At 73.3% G+C, this 17,483-nt stretch carries 12 protein-coding genes and 1 tRNA gene; 9 read left to right on the forward strand and 4 right to left on the reverse strand.

Annotated elements, in window-relative coordinates; all coding sequences use genetic code 11:
• Positions 1-7 precede the first annotated feature (7 nt).
• The 4 genes from ACIQNG_RS17215 to ACIQNG_RS17230 all read left to right on the forward strand — a co-directional run bounded on the left by ACIQNG_RS17215 (position 8) and on the right by ACIQNG_RS17230 (position 5,368).
• Positions 8-2,272, forward strand: a complete 2,265-nt coding sequence (locus tag ACIQNG_RS17215; protein WP_401485782.1) for an ATP-binding cassette domain-containing protein — start codon at positions 8-10, stop codon at positions 2,270-2,272.
• Positions 2,273-2,437: 165 nt separating this feature from the next.
• Positions 2,438-3,214, forward strand: coding sequence for a dimethylargininase (ddaH, locus tag ACIQNG_RS17220; RefSeq protein WP_401485784.1), 777 nt, complete (start codon positions 2,438-2,440; stop codon positions 3,212-3,214).
• Between the two features lie 269 nt (positions 3,215-3,483).
• Positions 3,484-4,458, forward strand: coding sequence for an acyl-ACP desaturase (locus tag ACIQNG_RS17225; RefSeq protein ID WP_401424626.1), 975 nt, complete (start codon positions 3,484-3,486; stop codon positions 4,456-4,458).
• Positions 4,459-4,528: 70 nt separating this feature from the next.
• Positions 4,529-5,368 carry a hypothetical protein gene (locus ACIQNG_RS17230; protein WP_401485786.1) on the forward strand — a complete coding sequence of 280 codons (840 nt, stop codon included), beginning with the start codon at positions 4,529-4,531 and terminating at the stop codon, positions 5,366-5,368.
• Positions 5,369-5,385: 17 nt separating this feature from the next.
• On the opposite strand, the gene ACIQNG_RS17235 is transcribed toward ACIQNG_RS17230, so the two are convergent.
• Positions 5,386-5,460 (reverse strand) — tRNA-Trp (locus ACIQNG_RS17235).
• A 129-nt stretch (positions 5,461-5,589) separates the two neighbouring features.
• Here ACIQNG_RS17235 and ACIQNG_RS17240 point away from each other — a divergent pair.
• The 5 genes from ACIQNG_RS17240 to ACIQNG_RS17260 all read left to right on the forward strand — a co-directional run bounded on the left by ACIQNG_RS17240 (position 5,590) and on the right by ACIQNG_RS17260 (position 13,675).
• The gene (locus tag ACIQNG_RS17240; RefSeq protein WP_401485788.1) at positions 5,590-6,993 is read left to right on the forward strand and encodes a hypothetical protein; all 1,404 of its coding nucleotides are present in this window, start codon (positions 5,590-5,592) and stop codon (positions 6,991-6,993) included.
• Between the two features lie 21 nt (positions 6,994-7,014).
• On the forward strand, positions 7,015-8,871 hold the full coding sequence (locus tag ACIQNG_RS17245; RefSeq protein WP_401485790.1) for an AAA family ATPase: 1,857 nt from the start codon (positions 7,015-7,017) through the stop codon (positions 8,869-8,871).
• 189 nt (positions 8,872-9,060) lie between these two features.
• Positions 9,061-9,885 (forward strand): lipase family protein, encoded by an 825-nt coding sequence (locus ACIQNG_RS17250; RefSeq protein WP_401424630.1) that lies wholly within the window; start codon positions 9,061-9,063, stop codon positions 9,883-9,885.
• Positions 9,886-10,676: 791 nt separating this feature from the next.
• Complete coding sequence (locus ACIQNG_RS17255; RefSeq protein WP_401485792.1) at positions 10,677-12,293, forward strand: SDR family oxidoreductase; 1,617 nt, start codon at positions 10,677-10,679, stop codon at positions 12,291-12,293.
• Complete coding sequence (locus tag ACIQNG_RS17260; RefSeq protein WP_401485794.1) at positions 12,290-13,675, forward strand: cryptochrome/photolyase family protein; 1,386 nt, start codon at positions 12,290-12,292, stop codon at positions 13,673-13,675. Before ACIQNG_RS17255 ends, ACIQNG_RS17260 begins: the two co-directional genes overlap by 4 nt.
• Before the next feature lie 51 nt (positions 13,676-13,726).
• Here ACIQNG_RS17260 and ACIQNG_RS17265 read toward each other — a convergent pair whose 3' ends face one another.
• The 3 genes from ACIQNG_RS17265 to ACIQNG_RS17275 all read right to left on the reverse strand — a co-directional run bounded on the left by ACIQNG_RS17265 (position 13,727) and on the right by ACIQNG_RS17275 (position 17,403).
• Positions 13,727-15,313: an FAD-dependent oxidoreductase gene (locus tag ACIQNG_RS17265; RefSeq protein ID WP_401485796.1), complete on the reverse strand. Its 1,587-nt coding sequence runs from the start codon at positions 15,311-15,313 to the stop codon at positions 13,727-13,729.
• On the reverse strand, positions 15,310-16,041 hold the full coding sequence (locus ACIQNG_RS17270) for a class I SAM-dependent methyltransferase (RefSeq protein WP_401485798.1): 732 nt from the start codon (positions 16,039-16,041) through the stop codon (positions 15,310-15,312). The genes ACIQNG_RS17265 and ACIQNG_RS17270 overlap by 4 nt, the downstream gene beginning before the upstream one ends.
• Positions 16,042-16,158: 117 nt before the next feature.
• The gene (locus ACIQNG_RS17275) at positions 16,159-17,403 is read right to left on the reverse strand and encodes a lycopene cyclase family protein (RefSeq protein ID WP_401485800.1); all 1,245 of its coding nucleotides are present in this window, start codon (positions 17,401-17,403) and stop codon (positions 16,159-16,161) included.
• Between the last annotated feature and the right edge of the window lie 80 nt (positions 17,404-17,483).

The raw sequence follows: 17,483 nt of genomic DNA on the forward strand, positions 1-17,483 counted from the left end.
CGCCCGTATGCACCTGTCGAGCGAGTACCTCACCATCGTCGGAGCCAGGGAGAACAACCTCAAGGACGTCACCCTGCGGATCCCGAAAGGCCGGCTGACCGTGTTCACCGGCGTCTCGGGGTCCGGGAAGTCGTCCGTCGTGTTCGACACCATCGCGGTGGAGTCACAGCGCCAGCTGAACGAGACGTTCACCTGGTTCGTGCGCAACCGGCTGCCCAAGTACGAGCGGCCACGGGCGGACGCGCTGGAGGACCTCACCCCCGCGATCGTGGTCGACCAGAGGCCGATCGGCGGGCACTCGCGCTCGACGGTCGGCACGATGACGGACATCTACTCGGTGATGCGGGTGCTGTTCTCCCGGCACGGCACCCCGAGCGCCGGGGAGGCGACGGCGTACTCGTTCAACGACCCGTCGGGCATGTGCCCGCGCTGCGACGGGCTGGGCCGCACGGTCCAGCCCGACTGGGAGCGCATCCTCGACCCGGCGTTGTCGCTCGCGCAGGGCGCGGTGCGCTTCCCGCCGTTCACCGCGGGCACGTGGCAGGGGCAGACGTACGTCAACAGCGAGGAGCTGGACCCGCATCGGCCGGTCGGCGAGTTCAGCGCGGCCGAGCGGGAGTTCCTGCTGCGCGGGCGGCAGGGCAGCGAGGTCTCCGTGGACGGGGCGGGCGGCAGCCGGACCATCGGCTACGAGGGGCTCGCCGACCGGTTCGAACGACTGTTCCTCAAGCGGGACATGTCGGCGATGAGCCAGCGGACCCGCGATCTGGTCGGCCGGTTCCTGGTGGAGGGCGTGTGCCCGCAGTGCGCGGGGGCCCGGCTGAACGCGGCGGCGCTGGCGTCGCGGATCGGCGGACGGTCCATCGCCGACTGCGCCCGGATGCAGGTCACGGATCTGATCGAGGTGCTGAAGGAGATCGACGACCCGGTGGCCCGGCCGATCGCCGCGGCGGCCGTCGGCGCGCTGGAGCGGGTCGACACCATCGGCCTCGGCTATCTCAGCCTCGACCGGGAGATCTCGACGCTGTCCGGCGGCGAGGGGCAGCGGCTGAAGACCGTACGCCATCTGGGGTCCAGCCTGACCGGGCTGACGTACATCTTCGACGAGCCCAGTGTCGGGCTGCACCCGCGCGATGTGCACCGGCTGGGGGAACTGCTGCTGCGGCTGCGCGACAAGGGCAACACGGTGCTGGTCGTGGAGCACGACCCGGATGTGATCGCGCTGGCCGACCATGTCGTGGACATGGGGCCCGGGGCGGGCACGGCGGGCGGCACGGTGGTGTTCGAGGGCCCGCCCCGCGCACTGGCCGAGGCCGACACGCCGACCGGGCGGTGTCTGGGACGTCGTACGGCGGTCAAGGAGCGGGTGCGCGAGGCCGTGGGCGGGCTGTGGGTGAAGGGGGCGGACCGGCACAACCTGCGGGAGGTGACGGTGGAGTTCCCGACCGGGGTACTGACCGCGGTGACCGGGGTCGCCGGGTCCGGGAAGTCGACGCTGGTCAGGCAGTTCACCGAGGCCCACCCGGACGCCGTGGTCGTGGACCAGTCCGCGATCGGCATCTCGGCACGGTCCAACCCGGCGACCTACCTCGGCGTCCTGGACCCGGTACGGAAGCTCTTCGCGCGCGAGACGGGCGCCGACGTGGGGATGTTCAGCTTCAACTCCTCCGGGGCGTGCCGCTCCTGCGAGGGGCGCGGGATCATCCACAACGACCTCGCCTTCATGGACCCGGTCACCACCGTCTGCCCCGACTGCCGGGGGCGGCGCTTCAAGGACGAGGTGCTGCGGCTGACCGTGGCCGGGCACTCCATCGCGGACGTCCTGGACATGACCGCCGGGCAAGCCCTGGACTTCCTCACGGACCAGGGACTGCGGCGAAGGCTCCAGGCGCTCAAGGACGTCGGGCTGACGTATCTCACCCTCGGCCAGCCGATGTCGACGCTCTCCGGCGGCGAGCGCCAGCGCATCAAGCTGGCCACCCGGCTGCACCGGACGGGCGCGGTGTACGTGCTGGACGAGCCGACGACCGGTCTGCACATGTCGGACGTCGACCGGCTGCTCGCGCTGCTCGACCGGCTCGTGGACGGGGGCAACACGGTGGTCGTGGTCGAGCACAACCTGGACGTGATCGCGCACGCGGACTGGATCGTCGATCTGGGCCCGGACGGCGGCCGGGACGGCGGCCGGGTCGTCTTCGAGGGCACCCCGCGCCAACTGCTCACCGCGCGCGGCTCGTTCACGGGGGACCATCTGCGCGGGGCGGTCGGCTGAGCCGCGGGCGGCGGTCGGGCCGGACGAACGGTCCTCGCGCAGGGGTGTTGTGGGTGCGGGTGGGCGCTGCATGATGGCCCACCAGTGGCCACCCGCGCACCGGTACCACCCCCGGCGCCGGGTCCACCGCCACGGCCCGCCACCACCGTCCCGGAGAGATCCCCCGTGCCCCGTCAGAAGGCCCTTGTCCGCCGTCCCGGACCCCGACTCGCCGAAGGGCTCGTCACGCACGTCGAGCCCGCCGACGTCGATCTCGACCTGGCGGTCGAGCAGTGGGACGCCTACGTGGCGACGCTGCACGCCCACGGCTGGGACACCGTGGAGGTCGCCCCGGCCGACGACTGCCCGGACGCGGTGTTCGTGGAGGACACCGTGGTCGTCTACAAGAACGTCGCCCTGATCACCCGCCCCGGCGCCCCCTCCCGGCGGGACGAGACACCCGCCGTCGAGCAGGCGGTGGCGGGCGTCGGCTGCTCGGTGAACTGGGTCTGGGAGCCGGGCACGCTGGACGGCGGCGATGTCCTGAAGATCGGCGACACGCTGTACGTGGGCCGTGGCGGGCGCACCAACGCGGCCGGTGTGCAGCAGCTACGGGCCGCCTTCGAACCGCTCGGGGCGCGGGTGGTGACGGTGCCGGTCAGCAAGGTGCTGCATCTGAAGTCGGCGGTCACGGCGCTGCCCGACGGGACGTTCGTCGGGCACCTCCCGCTGCTGGACACGCCGTCGCTGTTCGGGCGGCTGCTGCCGGTGCCGGAGGAGTCGGGGGCGCATGTGGTGCTGCTCGGCGGCGACCGGCTGCTGATGGCGGCGAGCGCGCCGAAGTCGGCGGAACTGTTCGCCGATCTCGGTTACTCACCGGTTCCGGTCGACATCAGCGAGTTCGAGAAGCTGGAGGGCTGTGTGACATGCCTCTCGGTCCGGCTGCGCGAGCTGTACGCGTGACGCCCCCGGATCCGCGCCGGGGACGGCGGGCCGCCGCCGGGATCAGCGCCGGGACCTGCGCTCCCGAGCCTCCCGATGTCCCCGGGCGGGTGATATCGAGCGACTCCTCGCCCGCCCTGATCGTTCCCAGGACGGCGTGTGAGCTGCAATCCTTACCGCGGACTTAACCTACGGTTTCGTAACCTACGGATTCGTAGCCTACGATCCCGTAGGTTCCCGGCACCGCTCGCCGGGCCCGTCCCCCTTGCACGACGCCCCCTGGAGTTTTCGTGACGATCAGCCCTCCCCATCTGGGCAGCCCCTCCGTCTGGACCGACGCCCGGCTGTTGTACGCGCTGGAGGAAGTGGTCGAGCAGGAGCTGAACCGGCATCTCAAGGTCGCCAAGGACTGGATGCCGCACGAGTACGTCCCCTGGAGCGACGGCCGGAACTTCCCGGGCCTGTTCGAGGACGGCGAGGCGTGGGAGAAGGAGCAGTCCAAGGTCACCGAGATCGGCCGTATAGCGCTGGTCGTCAACCTGCTCACCGAGGACAACCTGCCCAGCTACCACCACGAGATCGCCTCGCTCTTCGGCCGCGACGGCGCCTGGGGCACCTGGGTGCACCGCTGGACCGCCGAAGAGGGCCGGCACGGCATCGTGATGCGTGACTATCTGCTGGCCTCGCGCGCGGTGGACCCGGACAAGCTGGAGCAGTTCCGGATGGCCCACATGAGCGAGGGCTTCGAGTCCGACAACCGGCACTCGATGCTCCACTCGGTCGCCTACGTCGCCTTCCAGGAACTGGCCACCCGGATCTCGCACCGCAACACGGGCCACCAGTCCGGGGACCCGGTCTGCGACCGTATGCTCGCGCGCATCGCGACCGACGAGAACCTGCACATGGTCTTCTACCGGAACCTGCTCCGGGCCGCCTTCGAACTCGCCCCCGACCTGACGATGCAGGCCGTGCGGGACGTGGTGGTGAACTTCCGGATGCCCGGTCACGGCATTCCGGGCTTCGAGCGGGCCGCCGCGCAGATGGCCATCGGCGAGGTGTACAACCTGCGCATCCACCACGACGACGTGATCCAGCCGGTGCTGCGGTTCCTGAAGGTCCTGGAGATCGACGACCTCGGCCCCGACGGACAGGCCGCTCAGGAGGAGCTGGGGCTGTACATGGGCGGGCTGGACGCGGAGGCGCTCCGGTTCGACGAGAAGCTGGCGGCGCGCAAGGCGCGGATGGCGGCCCGCGGCAAGGTCTGACCCGCCGCACGGCGGCCGGACCCCGGGATACTCCTGTGCGGGTTGCGCCCGCCTGGGGCATCATGCGGCCATGCTGCACACCATCAGGACCCGTCAGGCGGTCCGTTTTCTGCTGGGACTCGTCGATGACGAGGACACGGCGGAGCGCGTACGGACGCGTACAGGACTGCCCGGGTCCGACGACCCGTCGGAGCTGCGGGGGGCCCGGCTCTCCGCGTGGTTCACGGGCACGGCACCCGTCTCCCTGCTGCTGTGGGTGCTGGAGGAGGACGATCCGGAGCTGAACACCCTGGTGTGGCGGCACCCGCGGGCGGACGAGTTCTTCCGGCGGGCCATCGCGCGCGGGGTGCCGTTCGGCGCCGGACGCACCGCACCGGTCGCCGTGGAAGCCCGGCTGCGCGGGTCGGAACCGCCCGTGCCGGAGGCGTACACCCGGTACGGGCTGGCCGGCGCGCTGGCCGAGGGCACCTCCATGGCCGCCGCGCGCCGGGCCGCGTCCATGGTCCTGACCGCGGACGACTGGGCGGAGGCCGCCCGCGCCGATGCGGCCGGACCGCTGCCCGGATACACGCGCTGGGCCCTGGCCGTACGTCCCGACTGCCCGCCCGCGCTGCGCGCGCGGTTCGGCGATCACCCCAAGTTCACGCACCGGGTGCGGCGGGCCGGGGTGCTCGCGGGTCCGGCGTCGTACGCCACCGGGTGGGAGCCGGCGGGTCAGGTGCTGAGCGTGCTGACGCTCGGAGCCGAGTTGTTCCCGCGCCGGGTGGGTGAGGCCGAGGACGCGCTCCGCCCCCTCGTACGGGACCACTTGGGTGATCGCGAGGAGGCATGGGCGGTGCTGGCGCAGGTGGTCGACACCTTTCACGGGACGGTACCGGAGCTGATGATCACCTCCGGTGCCCTCGCCTGACACGTGGTGCGGAGGGGGGCGGGGCGGCTGGATTCGAACCAGCGTCATTCGGTTGTGGAGACCGTGCGCCTGCCTCTGCGCTACGACCCCGCCCTTGGGGTCGGAGCGTCATGGCTGTGCGGGATGTCAGTGGCGGCTGCTATCCATGAGGGCACGGGAAAACTGCCGGGTCCGGGGCGGGGACGCACGGCACGGGGACGTACGGGGCTTCGGGGGATGTCATGGGGGACGGGGAGCGGGGGCGGCTACGCCCCCTCGTGGTCGAACTGGCCGACCGCAGGGCGCTGGAGCGGTACCGGCCCGCGGATCCGGCGGTGGTCGCCGAGGCGCGGCGGCTGAAGGAGGCCGCGTTGCTGGACTTCGGGCTGACCGAGTCGGCGGTGGCGTCCTGGCTGTACACGAAGTGCCATCATCAGATCGCGACGACCGCGGTGGACACGGCGGCCGTGGTCGCCTCCGGCGACGGCACCTGTCTGCTGCTGTACAACCCTGACTTCTTCGTCGGGCTGGGGCTGGACGGGGTGAAGTTCGTGCTCTTCCACGAGGCCCGGCATCTGGTGCACCGCCATCTGTTCGCCGAACCCGGGCTGCGGGCGGACCCGGTGTTCACGGTGGCCGCCGAGGTCGCCATCAATCATGTCGCGCTGGTCCGGCTGAGGCGTACGCGGCTTCCGCTGCTGGACGGCCGGCCCACGGGCGTGGATCCGCGCGAGGTGTACACGGCGTACGAGGCGGACCTGACGGCGCAGGGCCTGGAGCCGGTCGTGTACGGGACGTTCGTCGAGACGGATCTGCGGGTCCACTCCGAGCTGCGGCGGATGCGCCGGCCACCGGTGCCGGCGTCCCGGCTCTGTCCGCGGCTGACGGAGGGGGCGGTCCCCGCCGATCAGGAGACCGTCGACGCGGTGGTGGGCTCGGCGCTGCTCAACGCGCTGCTCGCGGCGCGGCGCGGGCACCCGGGCGCCGAGGCGGAGTTGCTGGACCTGATGGACCGTACGGGGGACGGCTCGCGGGCGGCGCGGATCTGGGGGACCCTCGGCGCGGGGGTGCTGCGCGGGCGGAGCGCACGTACTGGCACGGTGGACTGGTGGCAGCGCTGGCTGGTCGATGTGCTCGCCTCCCGGCTGCGGGAGGGCGAGCGGCTGGTGTACCCGAAGAAGCGGGGCGCGCTGCTGGCCGCGCTCGGTCGGGAGCCGATGCTCTCGCGGCGCGGGCCGGTCCGCGAGAAGGTGCTGGTCATCGCGCTCGACACCTCGGGTTCGATGCCGGACCGGGTGATCGAGTGGCTCACCGGACTGGTCGGCGGGATCGACGGGGTGGCGGCGCACTGGCTGTCGTTCGACGCCGTGGTGATGCCCTTCGAGCCGGGTGAGCGGGTCCACGGCGGCGGGGGTACGAGCTTCCAGGTCGTCGCCGACTATGTGGAGGGCCGTACGGAGGTCCGGGGGCGGCGGCTGGACGTCACCCCGGACGCCGTGATCGTCCTGACGGACGGGTTCGCGCCCACGATCACCCCCGCCGAGCCGGACAAGTGGATCTGGCTGATCACGGCGGACGGCGACGAGTGGCCGGAGCGCCACAGCCCACCGATGGCCTGCCACCGGATCAGCCCCCCGACCCGCTAGCGCGACCACAGGACACCGCACATGACCACGGAACCCCGGCCGATCACCCCGGACACCCGCCGCACGCCCCTTCCGGAGGACCGGCCGGGACCGGCCCGCGACGCCCCCGTGCCGTCCCGGCTGGAGGCGTTCATCGACGCGATGATCGACATGGGCCAGACGGGCCAGATCTTCGGCGAGCACGGCATCGGGAAGACCTCGACGTTCTTCTCGCATCTCGCCCGCGCCCACCCGGACACCACCCTGGTCTACGTCCCGGCGGCCAATCTGACCCCGGACGATCTGCTGGTCAACGCGCCGGTGCGGGACCCGCACAGCGGTGAACTCGTCCTGCGTCAGCTGGTGATGAGCGCGCTGAAGCCGGGGAAGCCGTTCGTGCTGCTGATCGACGACTCGCTCCAGGCGGGCGACACCATCCAGGCGCAGCTGATGCAGGTCGCCTGCAACTGGACGCTGGGCGAGCACGATCTGCGCGCGCTGGGCTGCGTCGGGGTGTTCCTGTCGGACAACGAGTCGCTGGCGGAGACCTCCACGCGGCGCGGTGACTTCGCGCTGCTGGACCGTATGGTCACCCTCCGGGTCACGGCGAACGACACCTCGTGGCGCCGGCATCTCGCCGCCGCGTACCGGCCGTGGGACCTGGACCCGGTGTTCACCCTGTGGGCCTCGCTCCCGCCCGCGCTGCGCGAACTGCTCTCGCCGCGCACCCTGGACCATGTCCTGGCCAACGCCAGGGAGGGCTTCCCGCTGCGCTGGGGCCTGCCGCTGCTGGACGGCGAGCGGCTGCGACTGGCCGAGCCGCGCCCCGACGGCCGGCCCGGCCAGGACCGTACGGCCGAGATCCTGGACCGGATCGCCGAGGCACTGGGGGTGCCCAATCCCGTGACGGTCCCCGATCCGGTACGGCAGGTGGTGCGGGCGGCGCTGCGCAACCGCTGGTCGGTGCTGCTCCAGGGGCCGCCGGGCTGCGGCAAGACCGAGCTGGTGCGGGAGACGGTCCGGGCAGGGCTGGGCCGGGACGCCCTGTACTTCTCGCTGCCGGTGACCCATGTCGAGGACCTGTGCGCACCGCTGCCCGCGCCGGACGGCACGCTGGAGAACCTGCTGGCCGCCCCGTTCACCGGGCCGGAGCCCAAGGCGATCGTGTGGGACGAGTACAACCGGCCCAAGGACAAGGCGGCGTTCGCCAAGCTGATGGAGATCACCCAGGAGTGGTCGCTGGCGGGCCGCCGGATCGAGAACCTGCGGGCACAGATAGCGATCCAGAACCCGCCGTACCATCTGGGCCGCAAGCTGCTGGTGTCCCGCAACAACATCGCCCAGGCGACCCGGTTCACGGCCTCGCTCGACCTCGACCCGCGGGACATCCCGGCCAACGAGTGGCTGATCGCCCGGTACGGCTCGGACGCGGAGACGGTGCTGGAGTGGTGGAAGCACGACATCGACGAGGAGGGCCGGGCGTGGATCACCAAGCGCACCATGGAGCGGCTGATCAAGCTGCATCGGCGGGGGCTGCCGCTGGAGATGGCGACGGTCTACCTCGGTGACGGGGAGTACGCGCCGGTACCGCTGAGCGCGCTGATCGACCGGCTGCGGGGCCGTCCTGTCACGGGGCTGCGGGAACTGGCCCGGGACGCGCGGACGTGGGAGAACCGGCTGTGCCGGGCCGCCGAGCTGTCCGAGGAGGGCGGCGACGACAGCGACGTGGTCCACCAGATCCTCGCCAACGCGGAGTTGTCCCAGCTGAAGAAGTACCGCGCGGTGGTCACCCGCCTGGTGTCCCACCTCCCGCCGAAGCTGCGGGCGACCTATCTGGTGGGGGCGTCGCGGGAGCAGCAGCGGTTCTGGACCGGGGTGTTCATGGCGATGCGGAGATGACGGCTCGTCGGCGGCGCCGCCCGGCGGTCGCAGGCCGCTGCCGTGCGGCGGCGTCCTGTTTCCGCCCCGGGCGTCACCTGCACGAGGGAACGGCACGTCAGGGCGGGCGGTGCTGCGGGGAATCGGCCGAGCGGCACGGTCGAATGGTCGGGACGCTCGAATGAACGGCACGTCGAAAGGACCGACCCCGTGACCGCTCCGTCCGTGATCGACCACGGCACCTCCGCCGGGTACAGCCTCCCTCTGGCCTACTGGCTGGCGCAGGCGTCCGACCTCGCCTACAAGGACGAGTCCCTCATCGAGGACCAGGCCCGTTCCTGGGGCTTCGACCGGGTGCGCCACCACAGGACGTCGTTCACCCCGCCGTTTCCGTTGCAGGACACGCAGGCGTACACCGTCGCCAGCGACCATATGATCATCACCGCGTTCCGTGGTACGGAGCCGGTCCAGATCCGCGACTGGCTCTCGGACGCCACGACGCCCCCGTGGCCCGGTCCGGGCAGGACCGGCTACATCCACTACGGGTTCGCCGAAGCCCTCCAGTCGATCTTCCCGAGCCTCACGGACACCCTGGCCGAGTTGCGTACCGGTGATCAGACGGTGTGGTTCACCGGCCACAGCCTCGGCGGGGCGCTGGCGATGCTCGCCGGGGCGCGGATGTATCTGGAGGAGCCGAGGCTCCACGCGGACGGCGTCTACACCTACGGCCAGCCCCGTACCTGCGACCGGCTGCTGGCCGAGGCGTACAACAACGGCTTCAAGAACCGGATGTTCCGCTTCGTCAACAACAACGACGTCGTGCCGCAGCTACCGCCCGAGCCGGTCTTCACCCACGTCGAGAGCCTGCGCTACATCGACTCCAAGGGCAGGCTCCGTGAGTCGACGGGACTGGTGGCCGGCCTCGCGGACCGCGCCCGAGGGCTGACGGCAGACGCCTTCGCCCCGGCCTCGGACGGTCTCCGCGACCACTCCATCAAGCGGTACATCGCAGCGATCGAACGCAACCTCGCTTGAGGGGAGGGGGTTGATCGGCGGGGGTCGGCGGGGTTGGCGGGGGTTGGCGGGGCCTGGTCGGCAGGTCGGGCCGACGGGCCCGGGTGGGGGGCTTGGGCGGCGGGCCTGGGCTGGGCTGGGCGCCTGGTCGGGGGGCCTGGGTGAAGGGCCTGGTCGGCGGGCCTGGCGCGGCGAGCCCGGGCTGGGCACCTGGTCGGCGGGTCCGGGTGGGGCTTGGGCAGCGGGTCCGGGGCAAGGGCCTGGTCGGCGGGCCTGGCCTGGGCTGGGCGCCTGGTCGGCGGGCCCGAGTGGAGGGCCTGGCCAGCGGGCCCGACGGGTCGGACCGATCGGTCCGGACGGGCCGCTCGCGCGGTAGAGCCTGTTCGGCGGCGCCGATCCGTGAGCCCGACCGGCGGACGCGAGCCGCGAGCCTGACCGGTAAGCCCGAGCGGCGGGCCCGACCAGCGGGCCCGACCGACGGGCCCGCCTCTGGGCCTGACCAGCGGACCGTCCGGTTGACCTGGTTCGTCCGGTCCGCCTCGTCACCTGGTCCGCGCGGTCTCCACGGGTCTCTACGGCTCTCCCCGTTCTCCCCGGTCCGGCCGCGCTCCCCCGGGCCGGTTGGTCCGGCCGGGGTCTCGGGGCCGGACGGGCCGGACGGTCGGGGGGCGGGTGCATCCGGACGGGGCGGTCTCGCGGTAGAGACAGTGACAGCGTCACGGGTCGCCGTGGCGGACGACGAGTGGGCGAAGCGGCGAGCGGGCGAGCGGCCGGCGCGCAGGTGACGAGCAGGCGGGCGACGGAATCCCATCATGAGCGAGAACGAGACCACGCCGACCGGCGCACGGCCCGAGCAGGGCCTGGCCTGTCTGGTGACCGGTGCCAGCGGATACATCGGCGGACGTCTGGTGCCCGAACTGCTCGACGCGGGGCACCGGGTGCGCTGTCTGGTGCGCACCCCGGCCAAGCTGCGCGACCTTCCCTGGGCCGACCGGGTGGAGATCGTGCGGGGCGATGTCACCGACGCGGAGGCCGTGGCGGGGGCGATGGACGGCATCGACGTCGCCTACTACCTCGTGCACTCCTTGGGCGGCGGGGCCGGTTTCGAGGAGAAGGACCGCGCGGCGGCCCGCGTCTTCGGTGACCAGGCCCGCCGGACGGGCGTCGGCCGGCTCGTCTACCTGGGCGGGCTGACGCCCCCCTCGGTGCCCGAGCGGGAACTCTCCCCGCACCTGCGCTCCCGCGCCGAGGTCGGGAACATCCTGCTCGCCTCCGGGGTGCCGACGGCCGTGCTGCGCGCCGCGGTGATCATCGGCTCCGGCTCGGCCAGTTTCGAGATGCTGCGCTATCTCACCGAGCGGCTGCCGGTCATGGTCACCCCGCGCTGGGTGCGGACCCGGATCCAGCCGATCGCCGTACGGGACGTGCTGCGCCTGCTGACCGGCTGCGCCCGGCTGCCCCGCGACGTGAACCGCGCCTTCGACATCGGCGGCCCTGAGGTGCTGACGTACCTCGACATGATGCGCCGGTACGCCGCCGTGGCCGGCCTGCCGCGACGGCTGATCGTCCCGGTGCCCGTCCTCACCCCCGGGCTGTCCAGCCACTGGGTGGGCCTGGTGACGCCGGTGCCCGCCGCGATCGCGCGGCCTCTGACGGAGTCCCTGCGCCACGAAGTGGTCTGCGCGGAGAACGACATCGAACGGTACGTGCCCTCCCCGCCCGGTCACCCGCTCGGCGTCGACCGGGCCGTGACCCTCGCCCTCCAGCGGATCCAGGAGGCCCAGGTGGCCACCCGCTGGTCGTCGGCGGCCGTGCCGGGAGCGCCCAGCGACCCGCTGCCCGGCGACCCCGACTGGGCGGGCGGCAGCCTCTACACGGATGTGCGGGAGCGCGACGCCGATGTCGCCCCGGAGACGCTCTGGGAGGTCGTCGAGGGCATCGGCGGGGAGAACGGCTGGTACTCCTTCCCGCCCGCCTGGGCGGTACGGGGCTGGCTCGACCGGGTCATGGGGGGTGTGGGCCTGCGCCGGGGACGGCGGGACGCCCGGCGGCTGCGGGCCGGCGACAGCCTGGACTTCTGGCGGGTGGAGGAGATCCAGCGCCCCCGCCTGCTGCGGCTGCGCGCGGAGATGCGGCTGCCCGGGCTGGCCTGGCTGGAGATGCGGGTGGAGGGGGACGGGCCCGTACGGTACCGGCAGCGCGCCCTGTTCCATCCGCGCGGTCTGCTCGGTCACCTGTACTGGTGGAGCATCTGGCCCTTCCACGCGGTGGTGTTCGGCGGCATGGCCCGCAACATCGTCGCCGCCGCCGAGCGGACGGCGAACGCCTCGGACCCGCCCTCCACAGCGAAGGCGGGGGCGGGGGCAGGGGCCGGGGGCGTCCGTACCCGCTCCCGGCGCCTCTTCGGCAGGAGCGGGGGAAGCCGATGACCACGCATGTCTCGGTCGTCCTGTTCACCGCCGACCTGCGGGTGCACGACCATCCGCCGCTGCGGGCCGCGCTGGACGCCGCCGACGCCGTCGTGCCGCTGTTCGTCCGGGACCGCGCGGTGGAGGCGGCCGGGTTCACCGCGCCGAACCGGGCCGCCTTCCTGGACGACTGCCTCGCCGACCTCGACGCCGCGCTGCGTGAGCGGGGCGGCCGGCTCGTGGTGCGCTCCGGCGATCCGGTGGAGGAGGTGTGCCGGGTGGTCACCGAGGCGGACGCCGACGAGGTCCACATGTCGGCCGGGCACAGTGCCTTCGCCGCCCGCCGGGAGGAGCGGTTGCGCGCGGCCCTGGAGGCGTCGGGGCGACGGCTGTTCGTGCACGACGCGGTCACGGTCGCCGTACCGCCCGGGGTCCTCACCCCCGCCTCCTCCGACCACTTCGCCGTCTTCACGCCGTACCACCGGCACTGGGACCGCACACCGCTGCGGACGGTCGTCGGCGCCCCGCGCAGGGTTCCCGTACCCGACGAGGTCACCGGCGAGGAGCTTCCCGTGCCGGGGGCCACGGTCGAGGGGACCTCCCCCGCGCTGCCGCGAGGCGGGGAGAGCCGCGCCCGCGCACAGGTGACCGCGTACTGGCGGGACGGTCTGGACGCCTACGACGACACCCGCGACGACCTCGGCGGGGACACGACCTCCCGGTTCTCCGCCGCGCTGCACTTCGGCACCCTGTCCCCCGTGGAGCTGATCCACCGGGCCCGGCGCCGTGGCGGCACCGGCGCCGAGGCGTTCGTACGGCAACTCGCCTGGCGCGACTTCCACCGCCAGGTGCTCGCCGCGCGGCCGGACAGCGCCCACGCCGACTACCGCACCCAGCACGACCGCTGGCGTTCCCCGCGGGCGGCGGGCGCCGACATCGACGCGTGGCGGGAGGGGCGTACCGGCTATCCGGTCATCGACGCGGCGATGCGCCAGCTGCGCGAGGAGGGCTGGATGCACAACCGGGCCCGGCTGCTGACCGCGAGCTTCCTGGCCAAGAGTCTCTACGTCGACTGGCGCATCGGCGCCGCGCACTTCCTGCACTGGCTGGTGGACGGCGATCTGGCCAACAACCAGCTCAACTGGCAGTGGATGGCCGGCACCGGCACGGACACCCGCCCCAACCGGGTCCTCAACCCGGTCACCCAGGGCAAGAAGTACGACCGGGACGGCACCTACATCCACCGCTGGGTGCCCGAACTGCGCGGGATCGGGGCGCCGTCGGTGCACGAGCCGTGGAAGCTCCCGGGCCCGGACCGGGCCGCCGTCGACTACCCCGAACCCGTCGTCGACCTCGGCGAAGGGCTGGACCGCTTCCGGCGGGCCCGCGGCAAGCAGCCCTGACGGGACCGGTGAGGGTCGGCACGGCGGCCCCCACCGGTCCCGTACAGCACCTCATCCGGCCCGTTCGGCCGCCCAGCGCAGGGCGGCCGAGCGGCCCCGGGACGGTACGGTCCACAGGTCGTGGCCCTTCAGTCCCCACCGCGCGAGCAGGGTGTTGGCGGCGAGGAAGCCGCTGGTGGCGGCGCGTTCCATCAGGGCCACCGGCAGTCCGGTGCGGACCGTGTCGCCCGCGACGACCAGTCCGTCCGTGGGGGTGCGCACAGCCGGACGGTCGAGGTAGCCGCCGACCGGGAACAGCGGGCAGTCCGCCCGCCATTCGTGGCGCGCGTCGAGCACCCGGGCGGCGGCCGTCTCCGGGTAGACGCGGTGCAGGGCACCGAGCAGTTCGTCCTGGATCTGCCGGTGCTCGGACTTCGCGGGCAGGGCGTAGGCGTGCAGTTCCAGCACCGAGCCGCCGGTACGGGCCGCCCAGCGGGCGGCCTCGCCCTCCCAGGCGCTGAGCACACTCACGTTGTCCAGCGGGCCGTAGCCGCTGGTGCCGAGGAAGCCGGGGCGGTCCGCGCGTACCGGCCGGTCCAGCCACAGCCGGGAGACCAGGAACGGCGGGGCGGTGCGCAGTCGCGCCGCGCGGTCCCGCCACGCGGCGTCGCCGAGCGAGCCGGAGCGGGCCACCAGCGCGCGCAGGCCGGACGGGTCGAGGGCCAGGACGACGGCGTCGTACGTCGACCGGGTCGTTCCGGTTGTTTCGGTCGTTCCGGTCGTCCCGGTCCCTGCCGCGGTCACGGTGAAGGCGCCCTGGTCCGACACGTGGACCTCGTCCACCGGCTCGCCGGTGCGTACCTGTGCGCCGAGTCCGTCGAGGCGGTGGGCGAGCGGGTCCCACAGCGCCTGCGGGAAGGGCTCCGTCGGCACGTCGAACAGCAGCCCCTCGGCCGAGCCCAGGAAGTAGATGTGGAACATCAGTGCCATCTCGGCGGCCGACAGGTGCCGGGGGTCGGCGAAGAAGCTGCGGGAGAACACCTCGAAGGCCAGATGCCGGGCCGCCGCCGGGAACCGGACGGCTTCCAGGAAGTCGTGGGCGCTGGTGTGGTCGAGCCGGTCGTAGATCTCGGGCACCCGTACGTCGAGCAGCGGCAGCGCGGCACGCGGGCGGATCCGGGCCAGGTCCCGCACGCCGAACGACTCGCTCAGCGCGACGAAGCCGAGGGCGCTCAGCGGCGGGGTGCGGGGCACCTTGCGGAAGCTGTCCTCGCGGCCGGCGGAGTGCCGCAGCGGGTAGTCGGGCAGCGCGGTCAGCCGGCTCAGGGTGGGGTCGGTACGGCGGAGCAGGGCGCGCAGGTTGTAGTACTGCCGGAAGAACGCGTGGAAGCCCCGGCTCATGGTGACCGTCGTGCCGTCGGTGAGCCGGGTGGGCCAGCCCGCCAGCCGGCCCCCGAGCCGGGTGTCGCGTTCGTACAGGGTGACGCGCACCCCGCGTTCGGCCAGCGCGGTGGCCGCGGTCAGGCCGGCGATGCCGCCGCCGACGACCGCCGCGCGGGGCGCCGTAGCACTCTGGGCCCGTGCCCGGCCCGGCGTCGCGCGCAGACGTCGGGCCCGTCGGTCCCGGCCGGGGCGGGGGGTGCGGGGGGAGCCGATCACCGGCCCGCCTCCCCGGTGCGGTGCGGGCGGGCGGCGACGACCGTGTGGGTGATGCCGGTCTGCCAGCCCGGCAGCGGCACCACCCGCACCTGCTCGAACCCGGCCTCCCCGACCCGCCGGGCGAGTCGTCCGGCCGTGTCGAAGGTGACGACGCTGTGCCGGAGGTGGCGGTACAGCGCTCCGTCGCCGAGCAGGGTCGCGACCGGCAGGACGAGTCCGCCGCAGACCGCGTTCCACACGGCCCGGTGCGCGCGGTGGCCGCTGAGCGCGTACTCGTGGACCGCCAGTCGGCCGCCCGGCGCCAACAGAGCGTGGGCACGGGCGAGGACCGTGTCCGGGTCGGCCGTGTTGCGCAGCAGGTAGGCGGCGAAGACGGCGTCGAAGGGGCCGTCGATCCCGGCCTCGGCCAGTTCCTCCACGGGGGCGTGGACGAAGCGGACCGGCCGGTGCCAGGGCCGTTGCGCCGCGCGCCGCAGCATGCCGGACGAGGCGTCGACGGCGGTGAGGTGCGCGCCGGGCAGTACGGCGGCCAGGGCGGCGGTGGAGGCGCCGGTGCCGCAGCCGAGGTCCAGCACCCTCAGCCCGGCGCCGCCGTCGGGCAGGCCGAGCCGCCGGACGGAGCGCCGGAGGTGGGCGTGGTAGCCGGGGTTGGCCGCCGTCAGGGTGTCGTAGCTGCGGGCGGCGTGGTCGAACGCGGTGGCCAGGTCGGCGTCGCGGAGTACGGACATGCCTGCCGTCTCTTTCTCGGGGGGCGGTCGTCGGGCGTCAGTCGTCAGTCGTCGGGCGTCAGTCGTCGGGCGTCAGTCGTCGGGCGTCGGGTGGTGGGCGGTGGGCGGGTGGCTCGGTCAGGGGGCTGTCGGGGCGTCGGGGGTGGTCGGTCGCGGGGTGTCGCCGTCGGGTCCCGGGCGGTCGCGGCGGGGGGTGAACGGCAGGGCGAGGGCCGAGCCGAGCATCGCGGCGACGGGCACGTGACGGCCGAGCGACAGGTCCTCCGGCAGGCTGGTGCGCCCGTCCAGGAAGCGCAGCAGCAGCGGTGCGGGGACCCGGGTGAAGAGGCGGGTGAAGAAGGCAGGGCCGTCCACCCTGCCGCGGTCGAGGGCGTGGAGCAGCACGGCGTCCATGAAGCGGGAGCGCGCCGAATGGGCGGGCGGCGGCAGCGGGTGGCGTCCGGCGTGGAGCGCGGCGGCGACGGCCGCGCACTGGCGTTGCACGGCGCTGAAGGCATAGCCGGTCGAGGGCCGCACGGCACCGGCCGAGGCGCCGATCCTGAACACGCCTTCGGCCGTCGAGCGGGGGAAGTCCCCGTCGGTCATGGGGATGACGCCCTGCTCGCTGGCGGTGATCTCGTGTCCGCCGGTTCTCAGCACCCGTCCGGTGTAGTCGGTGAGCGCCCGGTCGTGGGCGTCGCGGTCGAGGACCCGGCGGGTGAACTCCGTGTACTCGACGAGGGCTTCGCGCGATCCGGTCGGCAGGACGTAGCCGAAGGACAGGCCCTGCGTCGGCTGCGGGGTGCGGAAGTCCATGAACTCCACGGTGCCGGGGTCGAACACGGGCCGTCGGGTGCGGACGAACCAGCCGCGGAAGTGCTGCATGAGGGTGGTGCGGGCCGGGGGCAGGCGGCTGGGGGGACGGGAGTCGAACACCCAGCGGGCGTGGACGGTCAGCGGGCTCCCGTCGGGGCGCCGGGCCCGTACCCGGGTGCCGCCCGGCACGGATCCGACCTGTTCGGCGAGGGCTTCGACGGTGGTCACCCAGGGCCCGTCCGCGACCGTCCGCAGCACATGGTCCTCGAACGCGTCGGAGTCGAGCATCTTGTAGCGCAGCGGAGCGAGGGCGGCGTCGATCGTGCTCCCGTCACGGGCGCGCGCCCGCAGCCGCTCCCAGGAGGCCGTGAGCAGGCGGTCGTAGGGGCCCGGCCCGTCCTCCCAGTAGCACCAGGTGCGCCGGGCGGTGCGCATCGGTCCGGGGGGTGCCGCCAGGAGCACCGTCCGGACCGGGCGCGCGCCCGCGGGGGGCCGGGCGAGCCGCAGGGCGAGCGACAGACCGGCGGCACCGGCCCCCACCACGACGGCATCGCACTCGATGTCCACGACGGCTCGCTCCCTTCCCGGTCGATCCGTCCGCCTGCTCGGTTCTCGGCCGATTTCCCTGCCCGGTCGTCCGCACTCGG

The organism is Streptomyces sp. NPDC091377, assembly GCF_044757045.1.
Taxonomy (GTDB): domain Bacteria; phylum Actinomycetota; class Actinomycetes; order Streptomycetales; family Streptomycetaceae; genus Streptomyces.